The 18,350-nt window shown below is 36.4% G+C and carries 15 protein-coding genes; 2 read left to right on the forward strand and 13 right to left on the reverse strand.

Going from position 1 to position 18,350, the window contains the following annotated elements:
• Nucleotides 1-23: 23 nt before the first annotated feature.
• The 5 genes from lpdA to ACVWY7_RS00520 all read right to left on the reverse strand — a co-directional run bounded on the left by lpdA (nt 24) and on the right by ACVWY7_RS00520 (nt 6,943).
• Nucleotides 24-1,445, reverse strand: coding sequence for a dihydrolipoyl dehydrogenase (gene lpdA, locus ACVWY7_RS00500; RefSeq protein WP_001051291.1), 1,422 nt, complete (start codon nt 1,443-1,445; stop codon nt 24-26).
• A gap of 4 nt (nt 1,446-1,449) precedes the next feature.
• Nucleotides 1,450-2,553: a butyrate kinase gene (buk, locus tag ACVWY7_RS00505; RefSeq protein ID WP_000115773.1), complete on the reverse strand. Its 1,104-nt coding sequence runs from the start codon at nt 2,551-2,553 to the stop codon at nt 1,450-1,452.
• A gap of 87 nt (nt 2,554-2,640) precedes the next feature.
• Nucleotides 2,641-3,741, reverse strand: coding sequence for a leucine dehydrogenase (locus tag ACVWY7_RS00510; RefSeq protein ID WP_001162675.1), 1,101 nt, complete (start codon nt 3,739-3,741; stop codon nt 2,641-2,643).
• Nucleotides 3,742-3,775: 34 nt separating this feature from the next.
• A complete protein-coding gene (gene yqiS / locus ACVWY7_RS00515) occupies nt 3,776-4,675 on the reverse strand; it encodes a phosphate butyryltransferase (protein ID WP_000763076.1) in 900 nt (299 codons plus the stop codon).
• Between the two features lie 195 nt (nt 4,676-4,870).
• The gene (locus ACVWY7_RS00520) at nt 4,871-6,943 is read right to left on the reverse strand and encodes a sigma-54 interaction domain-containing protein (RefSeq protein WP_073525003.1); all 2,073 of its coding nucleotides are present in this window, start codon (nt 6,941-6,943) and stop codon (nt 4,871-4,873) included.
• A gap of 136 nt (nt 6,944-7,079) precedes the next feature.
• On the opposite strand from ACVWY7_RS00520, the gene ACVWY7_RS00525 reads away from it, so the two are divergent.
• Entirely contained in the window at nt 7,080-7,313 is a 234-nt protein-coding gene (locus tag ACVWY7_RS00525) for a DUF2627 domain-containing protein (RefSeq protein ID WP_001190187.1), read from the forward strand.
• A gap of 49 nt (nt 7,314-7,362) precedes the next feature.
• Here ACVWY7_RS00525 and ACVWY7_RS00530 read toward each other — a convergent pair whose 3' ends face one another.
• Nucleotides 7,363-8,091: a glycerophosphodiester phosphodiesterase gene (locus ACVWY7_RS00530; protein ID WP_144507656.1), complete on the reverse strand. Its 729-nt coding sequence runs from the start codon at nt 8,089-8,091 to the stop codon at nt 7,363-7,365.
• A 50-nt stretch (nt 8,092-8,141) separates the two neighbouring features.
• On the opposite strand from ACVWY7_RS00530, the gene ACVWY7_RS00535 reads away from it, so the two are divergent.
• On the forward strand, nt 8,142-8,288 hold the full coding sequence (locus tag ACVWY7_RS00535) for a YycC family protein (RefSeq protein ID WP_001247671.1): 147 nt from the start codon (nt 8,142-8,144) through the stop codon (nt 8,286-8,288).
• Nucleotides 8,289-8,455: 167 nt separating this feature from the next.
• Here the strand turns inward: ACVWY7_RS00535 and ACVWY7_RS00540 are convergent, their stop codons facing one another.
• The 7 genes from ACVWY7_RS00540 to dxs form a co-directional block, all read right to left on the reverse strand.
• Entirely contained in the window at nt 8,456-9,982 is a 1,527-nt protein-coding gene (locus ACVWY7_RS00540; RefSeq protein WP_105989417.1) for a glycosyltransferase family protein, read from the reverse strand.
• A gap of 297 nt (nt 9,983-10,279) precedes the next feature.
• Nucleotides 10,280-11,074, reverse strand: a complete 795-nt coding sequence (gene spo0A / locus ACVWY7_RS00545; RefSeq protein WP_003161566.1) for a sporulation transcription factor Spo0A — start codon at nt 11,072-11,074, stop codon at nt 10,280-10,282.
• Between the two features lie 287 nt (nt 11,075-11,361).
• Nucleotides 11,362-12,660 (reverse strand): SpoIVB peptidase, encoded by a 1,299-nt coding sequence (gene spoIVB / locus ACVWY7_RS00550; protein ID WP_073525006.1) that lies wholly within the window; start codon nt 12,658-12,660, stop codon nt 11,362-11,364.
• 118 nt (nt 12,661-12,778) lie between these two features.
• The gene (recN, locus tag ACVWY7_RS00555) at nt 12,779-14,518 is read right to left on the reverse strand and encodes a DNA repair protein RecN (protein WP_000947757.1); all 1,740 of its coding nucleotides are present in this window, start codon (nt 14,516-14,518) and stop codon (nt 12,779-12,781) included.
• A 267-nt stretch (nt 14,519-14,785) separates the two neighbouring features.
• Nucleotides 14,786-15,235 carry an arginine repressor ArgR gene (gene argR, locus ACVWY7_RS00560; protein ID WP_001032581.1) on the reverse strand — a complete coding sequence of 150 codons (450 nt, stop codon included), beginning with the start codon at nt 15,233-15,235 and terminating at the stop codon, nt 14,786-14,788.
• A gap of 142 nt (nt 15,236-15,377) precedes the next feature.
• Nucleotides 15,378-16,217: a TlyA family RNA methyltransferase gene (locus tag ACVWY7_RS00565; protein ID WP_001274745.1), complete on the reverse strand. Its 840-nt coding sequence runs from the start codon at nt 16,215-16,217 to the stop codon at nt 15,378-15,380.
• Between the two features lie 3 nt (nt 16,218-16,220).
• Entirely contained in the window at nt 16,221-18,113 is a 1,893-nt protein-coding gene (gene dxs / locus ACVWY7_RS00570; RefSeq protein ID WP_073525008.1) for a 1-deoxy-D-xylulose-5-phosphate synthase, read from the reverse strand.
• Nucleotides 18,114-18,350: the final 237 nt, after the last annotated feature.

Consider the following 18,350-nt stretch of genomic DNA (forward strand, 5'->3'; position numbering starts at 1 on the left):
CATAACCTCCTAAATCCACATTTTTATGCGTGTAACGCTTTTCCATCTACAGCTAATGCTGCTTCACCAATCGCCTCAGATAATGATGGATGCGGATGAATTGTATGTGCTACTTCCCAAGGTGTTGCATCAAGTACTCTTGCAAGACCCGCTTCAGAAATCATATCTGTTACATGTGGTCCAATCATATGAACACCGAGAATGTCATTTGTTTCTTCATCAACTACAAGTTTTACGAAACCATCTGATTCGCCGTATACAAGTGCTTTCCCGATTGCACGGAATGAAAACTTACCTACTTTTAACTTATAGCCTTTTTCTTTCGCTTCTTGTTCTGTTAAACCGACAGAAGCAACTTCCGGACTGCTATATACGCATTTTGATACCATAGAATAATCAATTGGTGTAACTTCTTTACCAGCAATATGTTCTACTGCAACAATTCCTTCATGAGAAGCAACGTGAGCAAGCTGTAAACCACCGATTACATCACCGATTGCGTAAATATGAGATTCTTTCGTTTGATAAAACTCATTTGTTTGAATGTATCCTTTTTCCACAACGATATCCGTATTCTCTAAACCAATATTTTGCGTATTGGCTTGTCGTCCTACCGATACAAGCATTTTTTCTGCTTTAAATTCTTTATTCTCACCGTTATGTTCAGCTTGAATTGTTACTCCATTATCTTTTACCAATGTTTCTGGTAATACTTTTGCACCAGTTACCACTTTAATACCTTTTTTCTTGAATAGACGTTGCATTTCTTTTGAAACGTCTTGATCTTCTAATGGTAGTATCGTTTTCGCATACTCTAATACTGTAACTTCTACACCGAAGTCAGCAAGCATAGATGCCCACTCAATACCAATTACACCGCCACCAACGATAATAATCGAACTAGGAAGCGTTTCCATTTTTAGGGCATGATCGGAAGACATTACATACTCTCCGTCTAATTCTAAACCTGGTAATGAATTCGGACGAGAACCTGTTGCAATAAGTACATTTTTTGGAATTAACATTTCATTCTCTTCTCCACTTGCAAGTTCAACTGAAATTGTCCCTGGCATCGGAGAGAAAATAGATGGGCCAAGAATACGGCCAATACCTTCAAACACATCAATTTTACCTTGTTTCATTAAGTGCTGAACACCTTTATGAAGTTGCGTTACAATCTTCTCTTTACGCTCTTGTACTTTCGCAAAGTTTAGTTCTACATTACTTGCAATAACCCCGAACTCTTCGCTTTTTTTAGCAGTTGCGTATACTTCCGCACTACGTAAAAGGGCTTTACTAGGAATACATCCTTTGTGTAAACAAGTACCACCAAGATTTTCTTTTTCAACAAGTGCAGTTTTTAAACCTAGTTGTGATGCACGAATTGCAGCAACATATCCACCAGTACCGCCGCCAACGATGACTAAATCATATTCTTTTGCCATTATCTCAACCCCTAGCTACCGTTTCTTTTTCACGTACAATATATTCTTTTGGAGCTTCTTCTTCACGTAGTACACGAAGTGCCCCTTCTGCTAATGCTTGTAATTCATCTTCTCCTGGATGTACGATAACATCTGCAATCCAGTCTACTCGTTCTTTTATTTCATCAACAAGAATTTTACTATAAGCAAGTCCACCAGTTAATACAATTGCATCGATTTTCCCGTGAAGTACAGCGCTAGCTCCGCCAATCTCTTTTGCAACTTGATATGCCATTGCCTTATAAATAAGAGTTGCTTCAGGATCACCTTTTTCAACCATTTGTTCTACTTTAATCGCATCATTTGTACCGATAAGACTTACAAGTCCACCTTGTCCGACAAGTTTTTTAACCATTTCATCTCGGTAATACTCACCAGAGAAGCACATTTCAACTAGTTGTCCTACTGGTACTGTACCAGCACGCTCTGGGCTAAATGGTCCTTCTCCGTTTAAGCCATTATTCACATCGATAACTTTTCCTTTTTTATGAGCACCAACTGTAATACCGCCGCCCATATGTGTAACTAATAAATTTAAATCCTCATATTTGTGGTTTAATTCTTCAGCTACTTTACGAGCAACTGCTTTTTGATTTAATGCATGGAAAATACTTTTACGTTCCATACCAGCAATACCACTTATACGAGCAATCGGCTCCATTTCATCTACAACGACAGGATCTACAATGAATGCCGGAATATTTAATCCAGAAGCTATTTCATATGCTAAAATGCCCCCAAGGTTTGAAGCGTGATGACCACTAAAACCATTTTTTAAATCTTCTAACATCGCATCGTTTACTGTGTATGTTCCGCCTTCGATTGGACGAAGTAATCCCCCGCGTCCACAAACTGCGTTTAATTTTGAAATGTTAATACCGTGAGAATGTAGAACTTCTAAGATCGTTTCTTTACGAAACTCATATTGGTCGATAATTCGCTTATATTTTCCAATCTGTTCTTCATCATGACGAATAGTTTCTTCTAAAACAGGTCTTTCATTATCAAAAACACCAATTTTTGTGGATGTACTACCCGGATTAATAACAAGAATTCGATTTACAGACACTGTTGCTACCTCCACTAATAAATTCAAAAGGAGGTGGAAACCTCATAAGAGGTAACCACACCTTTTGTAAAAATAATATATGAATGATTAGCGACGGCTAATAATGTCGTGACCGTTGCGTAAGTATGTGCTACGAGAGTTTTTCAAGCTTGCAATGCGCTCTTCAGCTAGACGATCAGCTGCTACATAAGTTGCAATGCCATCGCGTTTTGAAATTTCGATTACTTTTGCAATTGTGTCATAAATTGATTCTACGCGTTTTAATGCACGTTCTCTATTGTATCCATATAACTCGTCTGCTACGTTAATTACGCCACCTGCATTAATTACATAGTCTGGTGCGTATACAATACCCATTTCATGAATGATGTCGCCGTGACGATCTTCTTTTAATTGGTTATTTGCAGAACCTGCAATTACTTTTGCTTTAAGTTGTGGAATAGTTTCGTCATTAACTGTTGCGCCTAATGCACATGGTGCGTAAATATCACATTCAACACCGTAAATTTCATTTGGCTCAACTGCTGTTGCACCGAATTCTTCTACTGCACGTTGTACAGCTTCTTTATTAATATCAGTAACAATTAGTTTTGCTCCTTCGGCGTGTAAATGTTTGCATAGGTGGTATGCTACGTTACCAACGCCTTGAACAGCAATTACTTTTCCTTCTAAGTTATCAGTACCGAAAGCCTCTTTCGCAGCAGCTTTCATACCACGATAAACACCGTATGCAGTTACTGGAGATGGGTTACCAGAAGAACCGAATGATGGTGAAATACCTGTTACAAAGTCAGTTTCTTCGTGGATAATATCCATATCATCTACTGTTGTACCAACATCTTCAGCTGTAATGTAACGTCCGTTTAGTCCTTGAATATAACGACCTAATGCACGGAACATCGCTTCGCTCTTATCTTTACGTGGATCACCGATAATTACTGTTTTCGCACCACCTAAGTTTAAACCAGCTGCTGCGTTTTTGTATGTCATCCCTTTTGCAAGACGCAATGCATCTTCAATCGCCGCTTCTTCAGAATCATATGTCCACATTCTTGTTCCACCAAGAGCAGGTCCAAGTGTTGTATCATGAATTGCAATGATTGCTTTTAAACCTGATTCTTTATCTTGACAAAATACTACTTGCTCATAATCATATTTTTCTAAGTATTCGAAGATTTCTAATGCCATTGTCGTTTCCCCCTAATGTTTTACCCTATTTGGTTTATTTTGAAGCAGTGGCAACTGCCAATGCTAATGAATATACTTTTGTTTCTGCTGAATCAGCACGAGATGTTAAAACAATCGGTGCTTTTGCGCCAGCAATCATTGCTCCTACTTTTGCATCCGCAAAGTATACGAGTGATTTATATAGCACATTTCCAGCTTCAATTGTTGGGACGAGTAAAATGTCTGCCTTACCTGCTACATCACTTACTATGCCTTTATGTTCTGCTGCAATTTGTGATACTGCATTATCTAAAGCAAGTGGTCCATCAACGACACAATTTTTAATTTGTCCGCGGCGATTCATTTGAGTTAACATCGCTGCATCAATTGTCGCTTGCATCGCAGGATTCACAACCTCTACCGCTGCAATTGGTGCTACCTTTGGCAAATCAATTCCTATTGCCCGGGCAACTTCTACAGTATTTTGTATAATAGCAGCTTTTTGTGTTACATCAGGTGCAATGTTCATCGCTGCATCTGTAACAAAAATGAGACGATTGTAGTTTGGAACTTCAAATGTTGCAACGTGTGAAAGTACGCTACCTTTACGAAGTCCCCACTCTTTATTTAATACAGCTTTCAAAATATTTGCTGTTGGGATGTTCCCCTTCATAAGCACATCTGCTTCGCCATTTCTTACAGCTTTAACAGAAAGTTCTGCAGCCTCAGCACTTGACTGTGCTGCAATCACTTCAATATGTTCTGAAGTTTGTAAACTATGTTCTTGTAGCATCCCCATTATTTTTTCTTGATTTCCATATAGACGAAATTGAGCTAGCTGTAATGTAATTGCTTTCGCTACAGCTTCAATTACTTCATGATCTTCAGCTACTGCTACAGCCACAGTTTTTTTAGGCTGTCCTGCCGCTTGATCAATTAAGTGTTCTAACTTCATATTTTGTAATCAACCCTTTCCGTCGTCCCTCGTCTTTTTATTAAGCAAATACCGTGCCAACTTTTAAAAGTGGTCTTACCAATAATGAAAACGCATTCAAAACACAGTAAAATCAATACTTTGGAAAATAACAAAAGATTCTGTCTTATTTTGTCAGTTTTTGTATACCATGCAATAAATTGCACGGTACGCAATTTATTGCATGCTATTTTTTGCACACTCATATTTTTCTAGCTTGTAATATAAATTTCGAACCGAAATTCCTAACGCTCTGGCTGTTTTTGTTTTATTTCCATCAAACCTCTCTAAATATTCATGAATGATATTCCCTTCAAACTCCGTCACTAAATGCTCAAGTGGCTTTTCTTCTAACTCAGGTAATAAATGAGCTTGCTTTGACTCCACCTGCTCTTCGTTATGTAATGGCGGTAAATGTTGTACATCAATATAGGTCTCGTTATAATTCATAAAGATAATAGCTCTCCCTAAAATATTTTCAAGTTCCCTCACATTCCCTGGCCATTCATATGATTGTAAATATGAAATAGCCGAATCAGTGAGCCCCTCTATATTTCGACCATAATCCTGATTAATTTTTTGAATTAATCTGTCTGCGATTGCCGGTATATCCCCTTTTCGCTGACGAAGAGATGGAATTTGAATTGGAATTTTATTTAATCGATAATATAAATCCTCCCTAAACTCTCCTTCTAAAATGGCTTTTTCTAAATTTACGTGCGTCGCTGCAATTACTCTGACATTAATAGGGATTGCTTTCGTTCCACCAACTTTTACAATTTCTTTCTCTTGCAAAACGCGAAGGAGTTTCGCTTGCGTATTGGCAGATAGTTCCCCTATTTCATCTAAAAAGATACTGCCGTTATTCGCTTCTTCAAAGAATCCACGTTTTCCGCCTCTTTTCGCGCCAGAAAATGCACCTTCCTCATAACCGAACAATTCACTTTCTAACAACGTCTCCGAAATAGCCGCACAGTTTACACGAACAAACTTATTATACTTTCGATTACTTCCATTATGGATAGCATGCGCAAACAATTCTTTACCTGTCCCAGACTCCCCGCGTAACAACACTGTTGCTGGTGTATTCGCCCCAAGTTTTGCCTGTTCAATAGCAGCCGTTGTTTCATCTGAATTTCCGACAATGTCATCAAATGAATATTTCGCTTCTAACGTTCGAATAATTTGTCTTGCTCTATTCAATTCATTTGTTAATTTTTGAATTTCTGATACGTCGCGAATTACACCGACGCTCCCTTTCAATATTCCATCCACAATGACTGGTGCTACGTTTACAATTACATCTCGCTTTTTTTGTCCAATTTTCATATGTATACCTCGTACCGCTCTACGTGTTCGAAGTACTTTCATATGCATACTTTCACCTTCTACAATATCAGTTGTAGCCGGCTTCCCAATAATGTCCTCTTCTGTTAAGCCTGTTAATTTCGTATACGCAGGGTTAATTACTAATCCTCTTCCTTTTTCATCCACGACCGAAATCGCTTCCTCAGACGAGTTAATAATCGCCTCAAGTAACGTTTGAATCTCCTTTAAATCTGTAACTTCTTCCGCAAGATCTACAACTTCTGTTATATCTTTAAAAATTGCAAATGCCCCTTGTACCTCTCCTCCCTCTTTTAATATCGGAATACGGGTTGTAATAATTTTCTTTTCATTCTCCAGCGTCAGTTCATAATTCACTTCTATTTGTTTCGTACGTATAATACGAAGCAACTTACTAGTCGGAATAACTTCTAAAATATATTTCCCTATCGCATCTTCTTTTTTATACCCGATAATACGCTCTGCACTTTTATTAAATAGACGAACTTGTCCCTCTCGATCAATGACAATCATACCGTCATGCGTAGAATTTAAAATTAAATCCCCTTGCTGCGTCTGTTCTTCTAACTTTCCAATTAAATCTTCCTTTTCATGCGCTAATCTCGTAACAATTTTTGCAATATCACCCGGTATAAGAAGAGTATCTTTATGCTTTTTCTTTAGTAACTCTTTATGTAAATTATCATCACCTGTCATATCAAACATTACATCAATATGCATAGAAAGAAACGGCGTTACACTCTCTCCAATCGTAATTCCATATTCCTTAGCCATTTGCAATCCTTTTGCTACCGGATTTATATCAATAATCCCTATAATTTGAAATATATTCGAACTTTGCAACAGATTCAGCAGTGTACTGCCACCTTCACCTGCACCAACAATTAAAACTTTTTGTTTCATATATTACACTTCCTCTCGAAGTATCCCTGCAAAATTTTTCACACCCTTATCTTACTCGTTCAGCCCCCTCTTGACAAACCCCCTTTTCATATAACATCATTAAAATAAACAAAATAATCTGAAAAGGAGCATTTATATGCAGCGTTACCTTGCTCTATTATTAGCACTCATCCCCATTTCATTAGCTGTGTTTGGTATTAAATTAATGAGAGATACTGTATTCGGGATTCTATTTCCTCCACTCTCCATACTTTGGTTACAATTTTTAATTGGCGCTCTTTGCTTCGCGCTCGGGTTTTATATTTTTGGCGGTTTCGTCTTACACCGAGACCGTAAACGAAATAAAGTACAAGCTCGCTTTAGAAGATAGGAAAGTCCTACTATTTATAAATAAAAAAATGAGACCGCTTGTAACGGTCTCATTTTTTTATTGGCAATAACGTTCTTGCCATTTCAGGATAATCAGTAATAATCGCCGATATATTCATATCAAAATATTTACGCATAAGTGTTTCTTCATTAATTGTATAGGGCCGAACTTCTACATCACTTTCCATCGTTAATTCAGCAATGGCATCTTGAAGATAACGATAATTCGGATGCACTGCAGTAGCTCCCATCTTTTTTGCATATGCCCACGGGCTATGCAGGCCTTCACGATATAAAATCGCTGTTTGAATATCAGGAGCCATCATATGACACCTTTTCATACTGTAATGATTAAATGCAGAAAATATAACACGATCCTCTAGATTAAATTTCCGTACAAGCGTTATAACTTCTTCCTCTAAACCTCTGTATGGAATTTTATTATTTTTAAGTTCAATATTAAGTAGCAACTCTGTTTTTTCAATCCATTTTAACACCTCTTCTAAAAGAGGTATTTTACAAAATCCTACTTTATCACCAAATTTATAACTCGCATCTAATTTACATAAATCCTCATATACATAATTTCGAACCGCACCTTTTCCATTCGTTGTCCGATTCACTGTTTCATCATGAATGACGACAACCTTTCCGTCTTTCGTTAATTGAACATCCAGCTCAATTCCATCTGCCTTAAAAGATTCAGCTGCTTCAAATGAAATCATCGTATTTTCTGGGTACGTTCCCGCTGCACCACGATGTGCAAATATAAGAGTCATCCTCACTCCCCCAATCTTATGCTATACTATACGAAAAAGGAGGTACTTCTATGAGACCATTACAAATTTCTCCAGACACTGCAGTCCGCCTATCAAAAGCATTAGGTGTTCCACTTGAACAACTTATGCATATGCCGCAGCACATTTTAATTCAAAAGTTAGTTGAATTAGAAAAACAAAATAAAGACGAAGAATAATACAGTCCTGTTTCGCAGGACTTTTTATATTTTCTATTATATCACGGATGACTTCCTTGCTAAAATCCCTCATCGGATATACCGTGATTCAATTTAACCCTCGCTTCAAAACATGTATAGTCAATTAAAAGATCCCCTCTTTTAATAAAAGAAGGGGATCACTCAAATTATACATTTTGCTTTTCTTTGTTAAAAATCATAAACAATTTATACAAACCTAAAGAAGCTGGAATATTCATAAATGCAAATGCCTCATACGTATAATGAGGAGCTGTTTCCCATAGTAACAAGAAAGCAAATACCCCTAATGTACTCATTATCGTAATTCGTATAACTTCCGATTCATTTTCATCTTTCTTTTTATAAAGAATAATAGCCGCCATGACAGCTATATATACGAATAACTTGATAACATACGAATATATAGTAATGATTTTATAATTTGTTGTACTATAGTTCGATACGTAATGCGTTACCGTGTCATTTTTCTGCTCAAACCATTCTCCAATACGATACATAGAGAACTGACTTGATACCCATTCTCTAGTTATTTTTTCATTTAAATGTTGCACATAACCCATTATACCAAGTTCATTAAAACGCTGAACTATAACTTTTTTATTATGTTCATCCAAATCCTTTGTATTCTTCATGTTTTCATCATCAATATAAACTGAATCTGCCTGATTCCATACACCATACGTATCTTTGTTCAGACCCATTTTCACCCAGTGAGTAAATGGAATTTTTTCAATTTCATTGTCGGTACTGAGATTTAGCTTTGTCGTTATACCTTTAAAACTTACAATAAGAATTAAACAAAATAAAACACTACTTAACACCTTTACAGAATATTCCTTACGAAACTTAAAAATATTTTCAATTAAAATTGCTAACGCTACGGCTAATGCTGTCGGTCTTATAATATAAGTACAAGCTGCAAAAATCCCTAATAAAATCCATAAAGTAATCTTCATTCTTTTTGTTTCCGCCGTTTTTAAGCACAAATATGTATACATCGTTGCTGAAATAAAAAATATTACTAATGTATGCGTAGAAAAAACTGGTGCCTGCCAATATATAAAAATATTTAGCACAGATAACACGATCGATATGTGAGCAACTTTAAAGTTCGTCATTTTTCTTACAATTAATACATTTAAAATAATACTACCTGTTATACACGCTATTGGTAATATTTTTATCGCTACATCTACGCTTCCTATCAATTTAGCAAAATACCCTCCTAATAATACAATATGTGTATTATATGGATAGAATAGAAGCTGTCCCATTTCTAAAAATTGATTATCTCCATTAAATACAGAGACAATTCCTTGTTTAAGGATGGCATAATCCCCCACAACAGGGTTAAATGCTATAGAGGTAATCATTATTTCCATCGTCAAAATGATGATGATACCTAAAGTAATCATAATATTTGTGTACGTTCTTTTCATTGTATTAATAACCCATTTGTAATACATAAAGAAGAGCGCAAATAAAAGCAACGTCGCCGCTATAACAATACCAACTTTTCTTGTAGTATACTCCTCAGTCGGATAAGGAAATTCACCACTCATCAAAATTATTTTCGGGATAAAAAATTTACTTACTATCATTGAAAATATACATAAAAACAATCCCTTAACAATGATTGGGTAAGCTCGATTCACTATTTTTCTTACAGTCATTCTTCCATTCTCCTATTTCTCTCTCTATTTCTCTATTTTTCCAAATCAATGATACGTTATAGATATTATGATGTCAAACCTTCGTATTTTCTGTACATATCCTTATGTTCACTGCATTTTTCTATATACATATGTGTTCCTTCACATCCTTAAATCGAAGTAAATAAAAAGACCAATGAATTCTAACATTCATTGGTCTTTACATAAAAAGTTCTTTAGTTTTAAATGTACTATCAAGTATAAATTTCAAGAATGATTAAGCTTTATGAAAACTTAAATCCCTTACTTCTTCTATTCTCAGCTAGCCTTATGTTCAAGTCTAAGCTTATCCGCAACCATTGCAATAAACTCGGAGTTCGTAGGTTTTGCTTTTGACATGGATACTGTATAACCGAATAAGGACGAAATAGAATCAATATTCCCACGACTCCATGCTACTTCAATTGCGTGACGGATTGCACGCTCAACGCGGCTTGCTGTTGTATTATATTTCTTCGCGATGTCTGGATACAATACTTTCGTAATAGATCCAAGTAATTCGATGTCATTGTACACCATAGAAATTGCTTCCCTTAAGTACATGTACCCTTTAATATGAGCAGGCACACCAATTTCATGAATGATACTCGTAATGCTCGCGTCTAAATTTTTCGGTTTTCCATCTACTGTTGTTGCTGATCGGAAAGATGGCAGTGGACGTTTAATAGTAGCGTTCGCCTTACCGCTCACTTGACGAATATGACTCGTTAAATTTTCCATATCAAATGGTTTTAATATGAAATATGAAGCACCTAAGTCAACTGCTTTTTTCGTCACATCTTCTTGTCCAAATGCTGTCAACATAATTACGCTAGGCTGTCTTAACCTTTCAATATGTCGCATTTTCTCTAGTACAGCTAAACCATCTAAATGTGGCATAATAATATCCAATACGAGTACATCCGGCTGCTTATCTTTTAATAAATTTAAACACTCTTGACCATTATAAGCAGTACCGATTACTTCCATATCATCTTGAGCAGCTACATAACTCTCTAGCATTGATACTAATTCTTTATTATCATCCACAAGACATACTTTAATTTTCTCCACAGCTTTTCCTCCCTTACCGAATCGATTCTCCGACATGTGTATCCTTCTAGGCTACATGAATTGTTCGACAATTGTGTGAAAATTCCCTTTTAAAGTTTGTTACTTTCCGATAAAATCACAAAAAAATATGTTTATCGTTCATTTATTCCCTTTCGCAACACATTCCATCATAGAAATACAACGAAACGTTCAACCCTTTCCTTTTATTTTACAACAAAAAACACCTCTTGCGGAGCTTTTACAAAATTTCAACGAATTTTTCAATAGAAAAGCGAGCTAATTATTAATTAGCTCGCTTTTCTTTCTTGATCATAAATGTTAATTCCAGCTTCATGTAACATCCATTCAATATGAACACCATATCCTGATGTCGGATCATTTACAAATACATGTGTAACAGCACCAATTACTTTCCCGTTTTGTACAATTGGACTTCCGCTCATCCCTTGTACGATACCACCCGTTTTCGCTAATAAACGTTTGTCTGTTACTTTTATTACCATGCCTTTTGTTGCCGGAAACTTTTGCGGTACTGTACTAACAACTTCAATATCAAACGCTTCCACTTTATCTTGATCAATAACCGTTAATATTTTTGCCGGCCCCTCTTTTACTTGATGAGATAGTGCAATAGGCATTGCTTTATCCATTACGCCATTTGTCATATTTGTATTCAATTTGCCAAAAATACCGAATGGACTATTTATTGTAATATTGCCAATCACTTCACGATCTGGTGAGAACCTCGCTAATTTCTCTCCTGGATTTCCGTGACTACCTCTTTCAATTGATGTAACTGTCGAACGCATAATTTGTCCATCTTCGACTTGAATCGGTTTTTTCGTATCGTTATCAGAAATGACATGACCAAGCGCACCATATTTCATAGAATCAGGATGAACAAATGTCATTGTTCCGATTCCAGCTGCCGAATCACGAATATATAAACCAATGCGATAAGAAGATTCTCCACTGTCTTTTTGTGGTGTTAACTTAGTGCGAATATGCTTTCCATCTCTTAACAAAACGAGATTAAGCGGTTCGCCTGTTTCCCCACTATTATGAATAAATGGTGCTACATCACTCATTCTTTCAATTGTTTTACCATTAATTTCAGTAATCATATCTCCAATTTGCACACCCGCTGTTTCACCAGGAGATACTTTCCCTTTTTCAGTTTGAATTAAATGATGGCCTACAACAAGTACCCCTTTTGTGTTTAACTTTACACCGATTGATTGTCCACCTGGAATAACTTTGAAATCTTTTAATACTCTCACATTTACTTTTTTCACCGGAAAACCAGCAAGCTGAAACACCATATCTGCTTCACCATTTTGATGAGAATTTACCATAAGTCCTTGTTTTGGTTCATTTGAACTTACTGTAAACACATGACGATCTGTAGATGAAGCTTTAAACACTGGTAATGAAGCTATTTCTGATTGTTGTCCTTCAAAAACAACAAGTTGTTTCGGGGATGAAATAAACGTCCGAAGCGGTTTAAAACACCCAATAAAAACTAAAGAAACAAGGAGACAAATACCTATTATCTTGCGAAATCTTTCTAATTTCAATTTGTTCACTCTCCTCGCTCCTACCCCACATTCAGCCTCTTGGCTTCACTTTTTAATCTCTCCTTGCAATGCTTTATTTATAACCGGAAGAATTAAGAAATCATCATTTGAGAAAAAAAGCTATCCATTACTGGATAGCCTCTGCTGTCTGTTTAAAATGATGCGCTTGCGTAAGTAATTCTTTCGCATGTTCTGTCGTTAAATCTGTAATTTCCACACCAGAAATCATTCGAGCTATTTCTGTTACTTTATCCTCCATAGTTAAAACGGTAACGGATGTAATTGTTCGATCATTCGCTACTTGTTTTCGGATAAATAAATGCGAATCCGCCATTGAAGCTACTTGAGGTAAGTGCGTAATACAAAGTACTTGTGAGTTTACTGATACTCGATAAATTTTTTCCGCAATAGCCTGTGCGACCCGGCCACTTACACCAGTATCCACTTCATCAAAAATAACAGATGCAACACCTTGATGCTTAGAAAAAATACTTTTTAAAGCTAAAATAATACGGGACAACTCTCCACCAGAAGCGACCTTTGAAAGTGGTTTTAGCGGCTCACCTGGATTGGTTGAAATATAAAATTCCACATGATCATAACCGTCCGCTGTAAGCCTTACCGGTGCTCCCTCCACGAGAGGCTCTTCCGCATTTCCTTCTCGCTTTATGATTCTCACTTCAAATTTTGTTTTTTCCATATACAATTCTTTTAATTCCTGATGAATGGCATTTGTAAGATGCTCTGCAAGTTCATGACGCATATTACTTAACAACGTTGCTTCTTTCAGAATAACACTTTCTAATTCCTTCAACTGTTTCTTCGTCGTTTCAATATGAACGTCTTTATTTTCAATCGTAAAAATCTCTTGTTCAATTTTATCAGCATACGCTAATATCTCTTCTACAGTATTTCCATATTTTCTCTTTAGCATACGAATTTCATTTAAACGCGTTTCAATTTCGTCTAAACGATTTGGGTCATATTCCATCATATCGAGTTTTTCTCTTAGTTGATATGCAACTTCTTCTAATAGGTAATAGCTATTTGCAATTGAATCATGATTTTCTTGGTACACTTCGTCTAAATGTGTAATACTCTCCATTTGTCCCATTGCACTTCTTACATTATCTAACCCTTGTCCATCAGCACTTAACGAGCGATATGCGTCACCTAATGCTTTATAAATCTTTTCGAAATTAGAAATTTGCAATCGTTCTTCAGTTAAGTTATTTTCTTCATCCATCTTTAAATCCGCCTTACGGATTTCTTCATGCTGGAATTGAATTAAATCTAAGCGATGCGCCATTTGTTGTTCATTTTCACTTAACGATTTCAATTGTTTTTTTAACTTCTCATAGTCAGCGTATACGTTTTGGTATATATCCAATTGTTTAACGATACGCTCTCCATCAAAATGATCGAGCATAAATAGATGACGTTCTTCATTCATTAAGTCTTGCGTTTCGTGCTGCCCATGAATATCAACAAGTGTTTTTCCAATTTCTTTTAATACACTCAGGGTAACTAGTTTTCCATTTACACGACATACGCTTTTTCCGTTTGCAGCGATATCACGCTTTAAAATAATCATGCCGTCTTCTATTTCTATATCCAACTCTTCTGCCTTTTCAATACATGGATGCTTATCATCTTCTACATAAAATAGCCCCTCTATCTCAGCTTTTTCTGTTCCGTATCGAACAAATTCTGCCGAACCACGGCCACCTACAAGTAAACTAATCGCATCAATAATAATCGATTTTCCGGCCCCTGTTTCACCACTTAAAACCGTTAATCCTTTTTGAAAAGAAATATTTAATGCCTCAATAATAGCAAAGTTTCTAATCGATAATTCCGATAACAATGCCCCATTCACCTCGTTATAAACTAATCCCCTATTAAGGGCTTTTCTCAGTTCTTTATTCAAATAGTCATACTATATGTTTGTATGTATAAATTACTTTTCTAACCGCTCCATTGTACCAAACATTTGTTTTACGGGTCAATCCACCTATTTTCTAATTTTATTCAAAGAAAATATTATATTACAATTAAGAATTGACGTTTTTAATCAATAAAAATATCCTGTTCACTTTCCACTTTACAGAGGAAAGCAAACAAGATTTTTTTGTTACAGCATATTTAAGAAACGATCAGAGACAACACCTGTATCTTCAGGTGTACGGCAAATAATTAAGCAAGTGTCATCACCACAAATGGTTCCGATGATCTCATCCCACTCTAAATGATCAATAAGTGCTCCAAGTGAATGAGCGTTACCAGGCAATGTTTTTAGCACAAGCATATGTCCTGCCGTGTCTAATTTTACAAATGAATCCACTAGATTACGTTTTAATTTTTGTAACGGGTTAAATCGTTGATCTGCTGGCAAACTATATTTATAGCGACCATCATGTAATGGCACTTTCACTAAGTGCAATTCTTTAATATCGCGCGATACTGTTGCTTGCGTTACATTAAATCCCTCATTACGTAAAATATCAACTAATTCATCTTGTGTTTCAATTTCTTTGTTCGCAATAATTTCCCTGATTTTAATATGGCGCTGACCTTTATTCATACATTTGCACCTCACACTATCTCTTACCATAGTTTAAACATTGGTATACTTCACTTATTTATGTTAACTTATAATTCGTTACTTGTACACAATTGTTTTTACAATCATTATACAATTACAACAAAAAGAGGAACAACATATGTTATTCCCCTTTCCCTTTTTGTTTTAGGACATCATGGGCCTCTGTGACTACTTGCTCAACAGAAACTGGAGAATGATTTTCGCCATTCTCACGTTCACCATGCCATTTCAGATGAATTAAAAATTCAATGTTACCATCCCCGCCCGTAATTGGTGAGAATGTTAAACCTTCTACATCGTATCCTTCTTTTATAGAAAAGTCGACAATCATTTCTACGACAGCCTCATGTACTTTTCGATCACGAACGATACCCTTTTTACCAACTTGCTCTCTTCCAGCTTCAAACTGCGGTTTAATTAACGCTGCTACATCCCCATTCGGCATAAGCATTGTTTTTAACACTGGTAATATAAGCTTTAATGATATAAATGAAACATCGATACTAGCAAATTGCGGTAAACCACGTTCTAAGTCTGCTGGTGTTACGTAACGGAAGTTTGTTCGTTCCATTACGACAACACGCTCATCTTGACGCAATTTCCACGCAAGTTGATTATACCCTACATCTAATGCATAAGATAATTTCGCTCCATTTTGAAGCGCACAATCGGTAAAGCCACCAGTTGATGAACCAATATCTATCATAACTTTATCTTGTAAATCAAGATGAAATGTCTCTAATGCCTTTTCAAGTTTATAACCACCACGGCTTACATAGGGCATAACTTGCCCCTTCACCGTAATCTCTGTATCTTGTGGGATTTTCTCTCCTGGCTTATCCAGTCTCATCTCATTCGCATATACAAGTCCCGCCATAATGGCGCGTTTTGCTTTCTCACGTGTTTCTATAAGTCCTCGCTCTACTAATAGTACATCTACTCTTTCTTTTTTTGCACTCATTTGTTACGCCCTTTTTTGTTTTGATGGAATCATTGTATGAATACGGTCTACAACAGCATCTGTCGTTAAACCAATTTCTTCTAATAATTTTGTTACACTACCATGCTCTATGAAACGATCTGGAATACCCATTCGTTCAACTAACGCACTATGGTACCCGTTCTCAGACGCAAATTCAACTACTCCTGTTCCAAAACCACCGATTAAACAAGCTTCTTCAATCGTTAAAATCGGTATATTCTTTCCTAAGAGATCATGTAAATATGCTTCATCCATCGGTTTAATAAAGCGAGCGTTCACTACTTTCACTGAAACTCCAGCCTTTTCAAGACGCTCAGCCGCTTCCATTGCCATTGGTATTGTCGTACCAAATGTTAAAATAGCTGCTTGTGTACCTTCTTTTAACGTTTCCCATGAACCAATTGGAATCGCCTTTAATTCTTCATCCATATGAACGCCAAGTCCATTACCGCGCGCATATCGTAATGCGATTGGTCCATCTTCATATTGCATCGCCGTATATACTAAATGTTGCCCTTCATTTTCATCTTTTGCCATCATAATTACCATATTCGGCAAGTGGCGTAAGAATGAGATGTCAAATACACCTTGATGCGTTTCACCATCTGCTCCTACTAAACCAGAGCGATCGATCCCAATGAAAACATTTAAATTTTGGCGGCATATATCATGAACAACTTGGTCATATGCTCTTTGTAAAAATGTTGAATAAATTGCTAAGAATGGCTTCATACCTTGCGTTGCCATACCCGCTGCCATTGTTGTAGCATGCTGTTCTGCAATACCTACATCAATCATACGATCTGGGAATTCTTTTTGGAATTTCTCAAGTTTTGATCCAACAGGCATTGCAGGTGTAATTGCTACGATACGCTCGTCCGTTCTTGCTAGCTTAAGTACTGTTTCACTAACGACAGCACTCCATGCTGGTGCAACTTCTTTCGGTTTAACGAAGTCACCTGATTCAATTTTATAAGGTCCTGTCCCATGCCAAGTGCCAATAACATCACTCTCGGCTGGTTTGTAACCTTTTCCTTTTTTCGTAATAACATGAACAAGCACTGGGCCTTTTGTTTTCTTTGCATATTGCAACGTTTCGAATAACTTTTCATAGTCATGCCCATCAACTGGACCTAAATATGTAAAGCCTAACTCTTCGAAAAAGACACCGGATACTAATAAATATTTAAGACTATCTTTTATTTTCTCTGCTGTCGCAGCAACTTTCCCGCCAACTGCTGGGATTTTCTTCAATATATACTCTAGTTCGTCTTTTACCCAATGGTATTTTCCTGCGGTACGTAGACGCCCAAGCACATTATGAAGCGCACCAACGTTTGGCGCAATTGACATTTCATTATCATTCAAAATAACAATCATGTCTGTTTTTTCATGTCCAATATGGTTCAATGCCTCTAAAGCCATTCCGCCTGTTAAAGCACCATCACCAATGATTGGTATAACATATTCTTTCGTTTTCTTTAAATCACGTGCTAGAGCCATTCCCATTGCAGCAGATAATGATGTCGAGCTATGGCCAGTTTCCCATACATCGTGCTCACTCTCGCAACGTTTTGGGAAACCACATAGACCTTGATATTGCCTTAATGTGCCGAATTCTTTTGCACGTCCAGTTAAAATTTTATGTACATAGGATTGATGTCCTACGTCCCATAAAAATTTATCTTTCGGACTATCAAATAATTTATGCAGAGCAATTGTGAGTTCTACTACACCTAAATTAGGTGCAATATGTCCACCTGTTTGAGAGAGCTCTTCAATTAAAAACTTACGAATATCCTCACTCAATCCCTCTAGTTCACTGATAGACATATCTTTCAAAAAACTAGGGTTTTGAATTTGCGTTAGATCCACATGGATCACTCACTTTCATTTCATAATCTGTCAACATGTCAAATATTATAAAAAACATTTACACAAAACAAGAAATTCTCTTTTTTATTTTTCACCTTGTCCTGCTATTAACCAGTCTATTGCGCCTTAATCCTATTATAAACCATATTTCTTTAGGCGATGAAAAAAATAGCCGCTAACACGAAGTGATAACGGCAATGTAATCTACATATATTTTTGCCAATAACAAGAAAAGAA

The sequence above is a fragment of the Bacillus sp. TE9106W genome (genome assembly GCF_054062215.1).

Excerpts from the sequence above, each read along its gene's own strand:
- lpdA (WP_001051291.1), bottom strand. The coding sequence starts at position 1,445 with ATGGCAAAAGAATATGATTTAGTCATCGTTGGCGGCGGTACTGGTGGA.
- ACVWY7_RS00510 (WP_001162675.1), bottom strand. The coding sequence starts at position 3,741 with ATGGCATTAGAAATCTTCGAATACTTAGAAAAATATGATTATGAGCAA.
- yqiS (WP_000763076.1), bottom strand. The coding sequence starts at position 4,675 with ATGAAGTTAGAACACTTAATTGATCAAGCGGCAGGACAGCCTAAAAAA.
- ACVWY7_RS00520 (WP_073525003.1), bottom strand. The coding sequence starts at position 6,943 with ATGAAACAAAAAGTTTTAATTGTTGGTGCAGGTGAAGGTGGCAGTACA.
- ACVWY7_RS00525 (WP_001190187.1), top strand. The coding sequence starts at position 7,080 with ATGCAGCGTTACCTTGCTCTATTATTAGCACTCATCCCCATTTCATTA.
- ACVWY7_RS00530 (WP_144507656.1), bottom strand. The coding sequence starts at position 8,091 with ATGACTCTTATATTTGCACATCGTGGTGCAGCGGGAACGTACCCAGAA.
- ACVWY7_RS00535 (WP_001247671.1), top strand. The coding sequence starts at position 8,142 with ATGAGACCATTACAAATTTCTCCAGACACTGCAGTCCGCCTATCAAAA.
- ACVWY7_RS00540 (WP_105989417.1), bottom strand. The coding sequence starts at position 9,982 with ATGACTGTAAGAAAAATAGTGAATCGAGCTTACCCAATCATTGTTAAG.
- argR (WP_001032581.1), bottom strand. The coding sequence starts at position 15,235 with ATGAATAAAGGTCAGCGCCATATTAAAATCAGGGAAATTATTGCGAAC.
- ACVWY7_RS00565 (WP_001274745.1), bottom strand. The coding sequence starts at position 16,217 with ATGAGTGCAAAAAAAGAAAGAGTAGATGTACTATTAGTAGAGCGAGGA.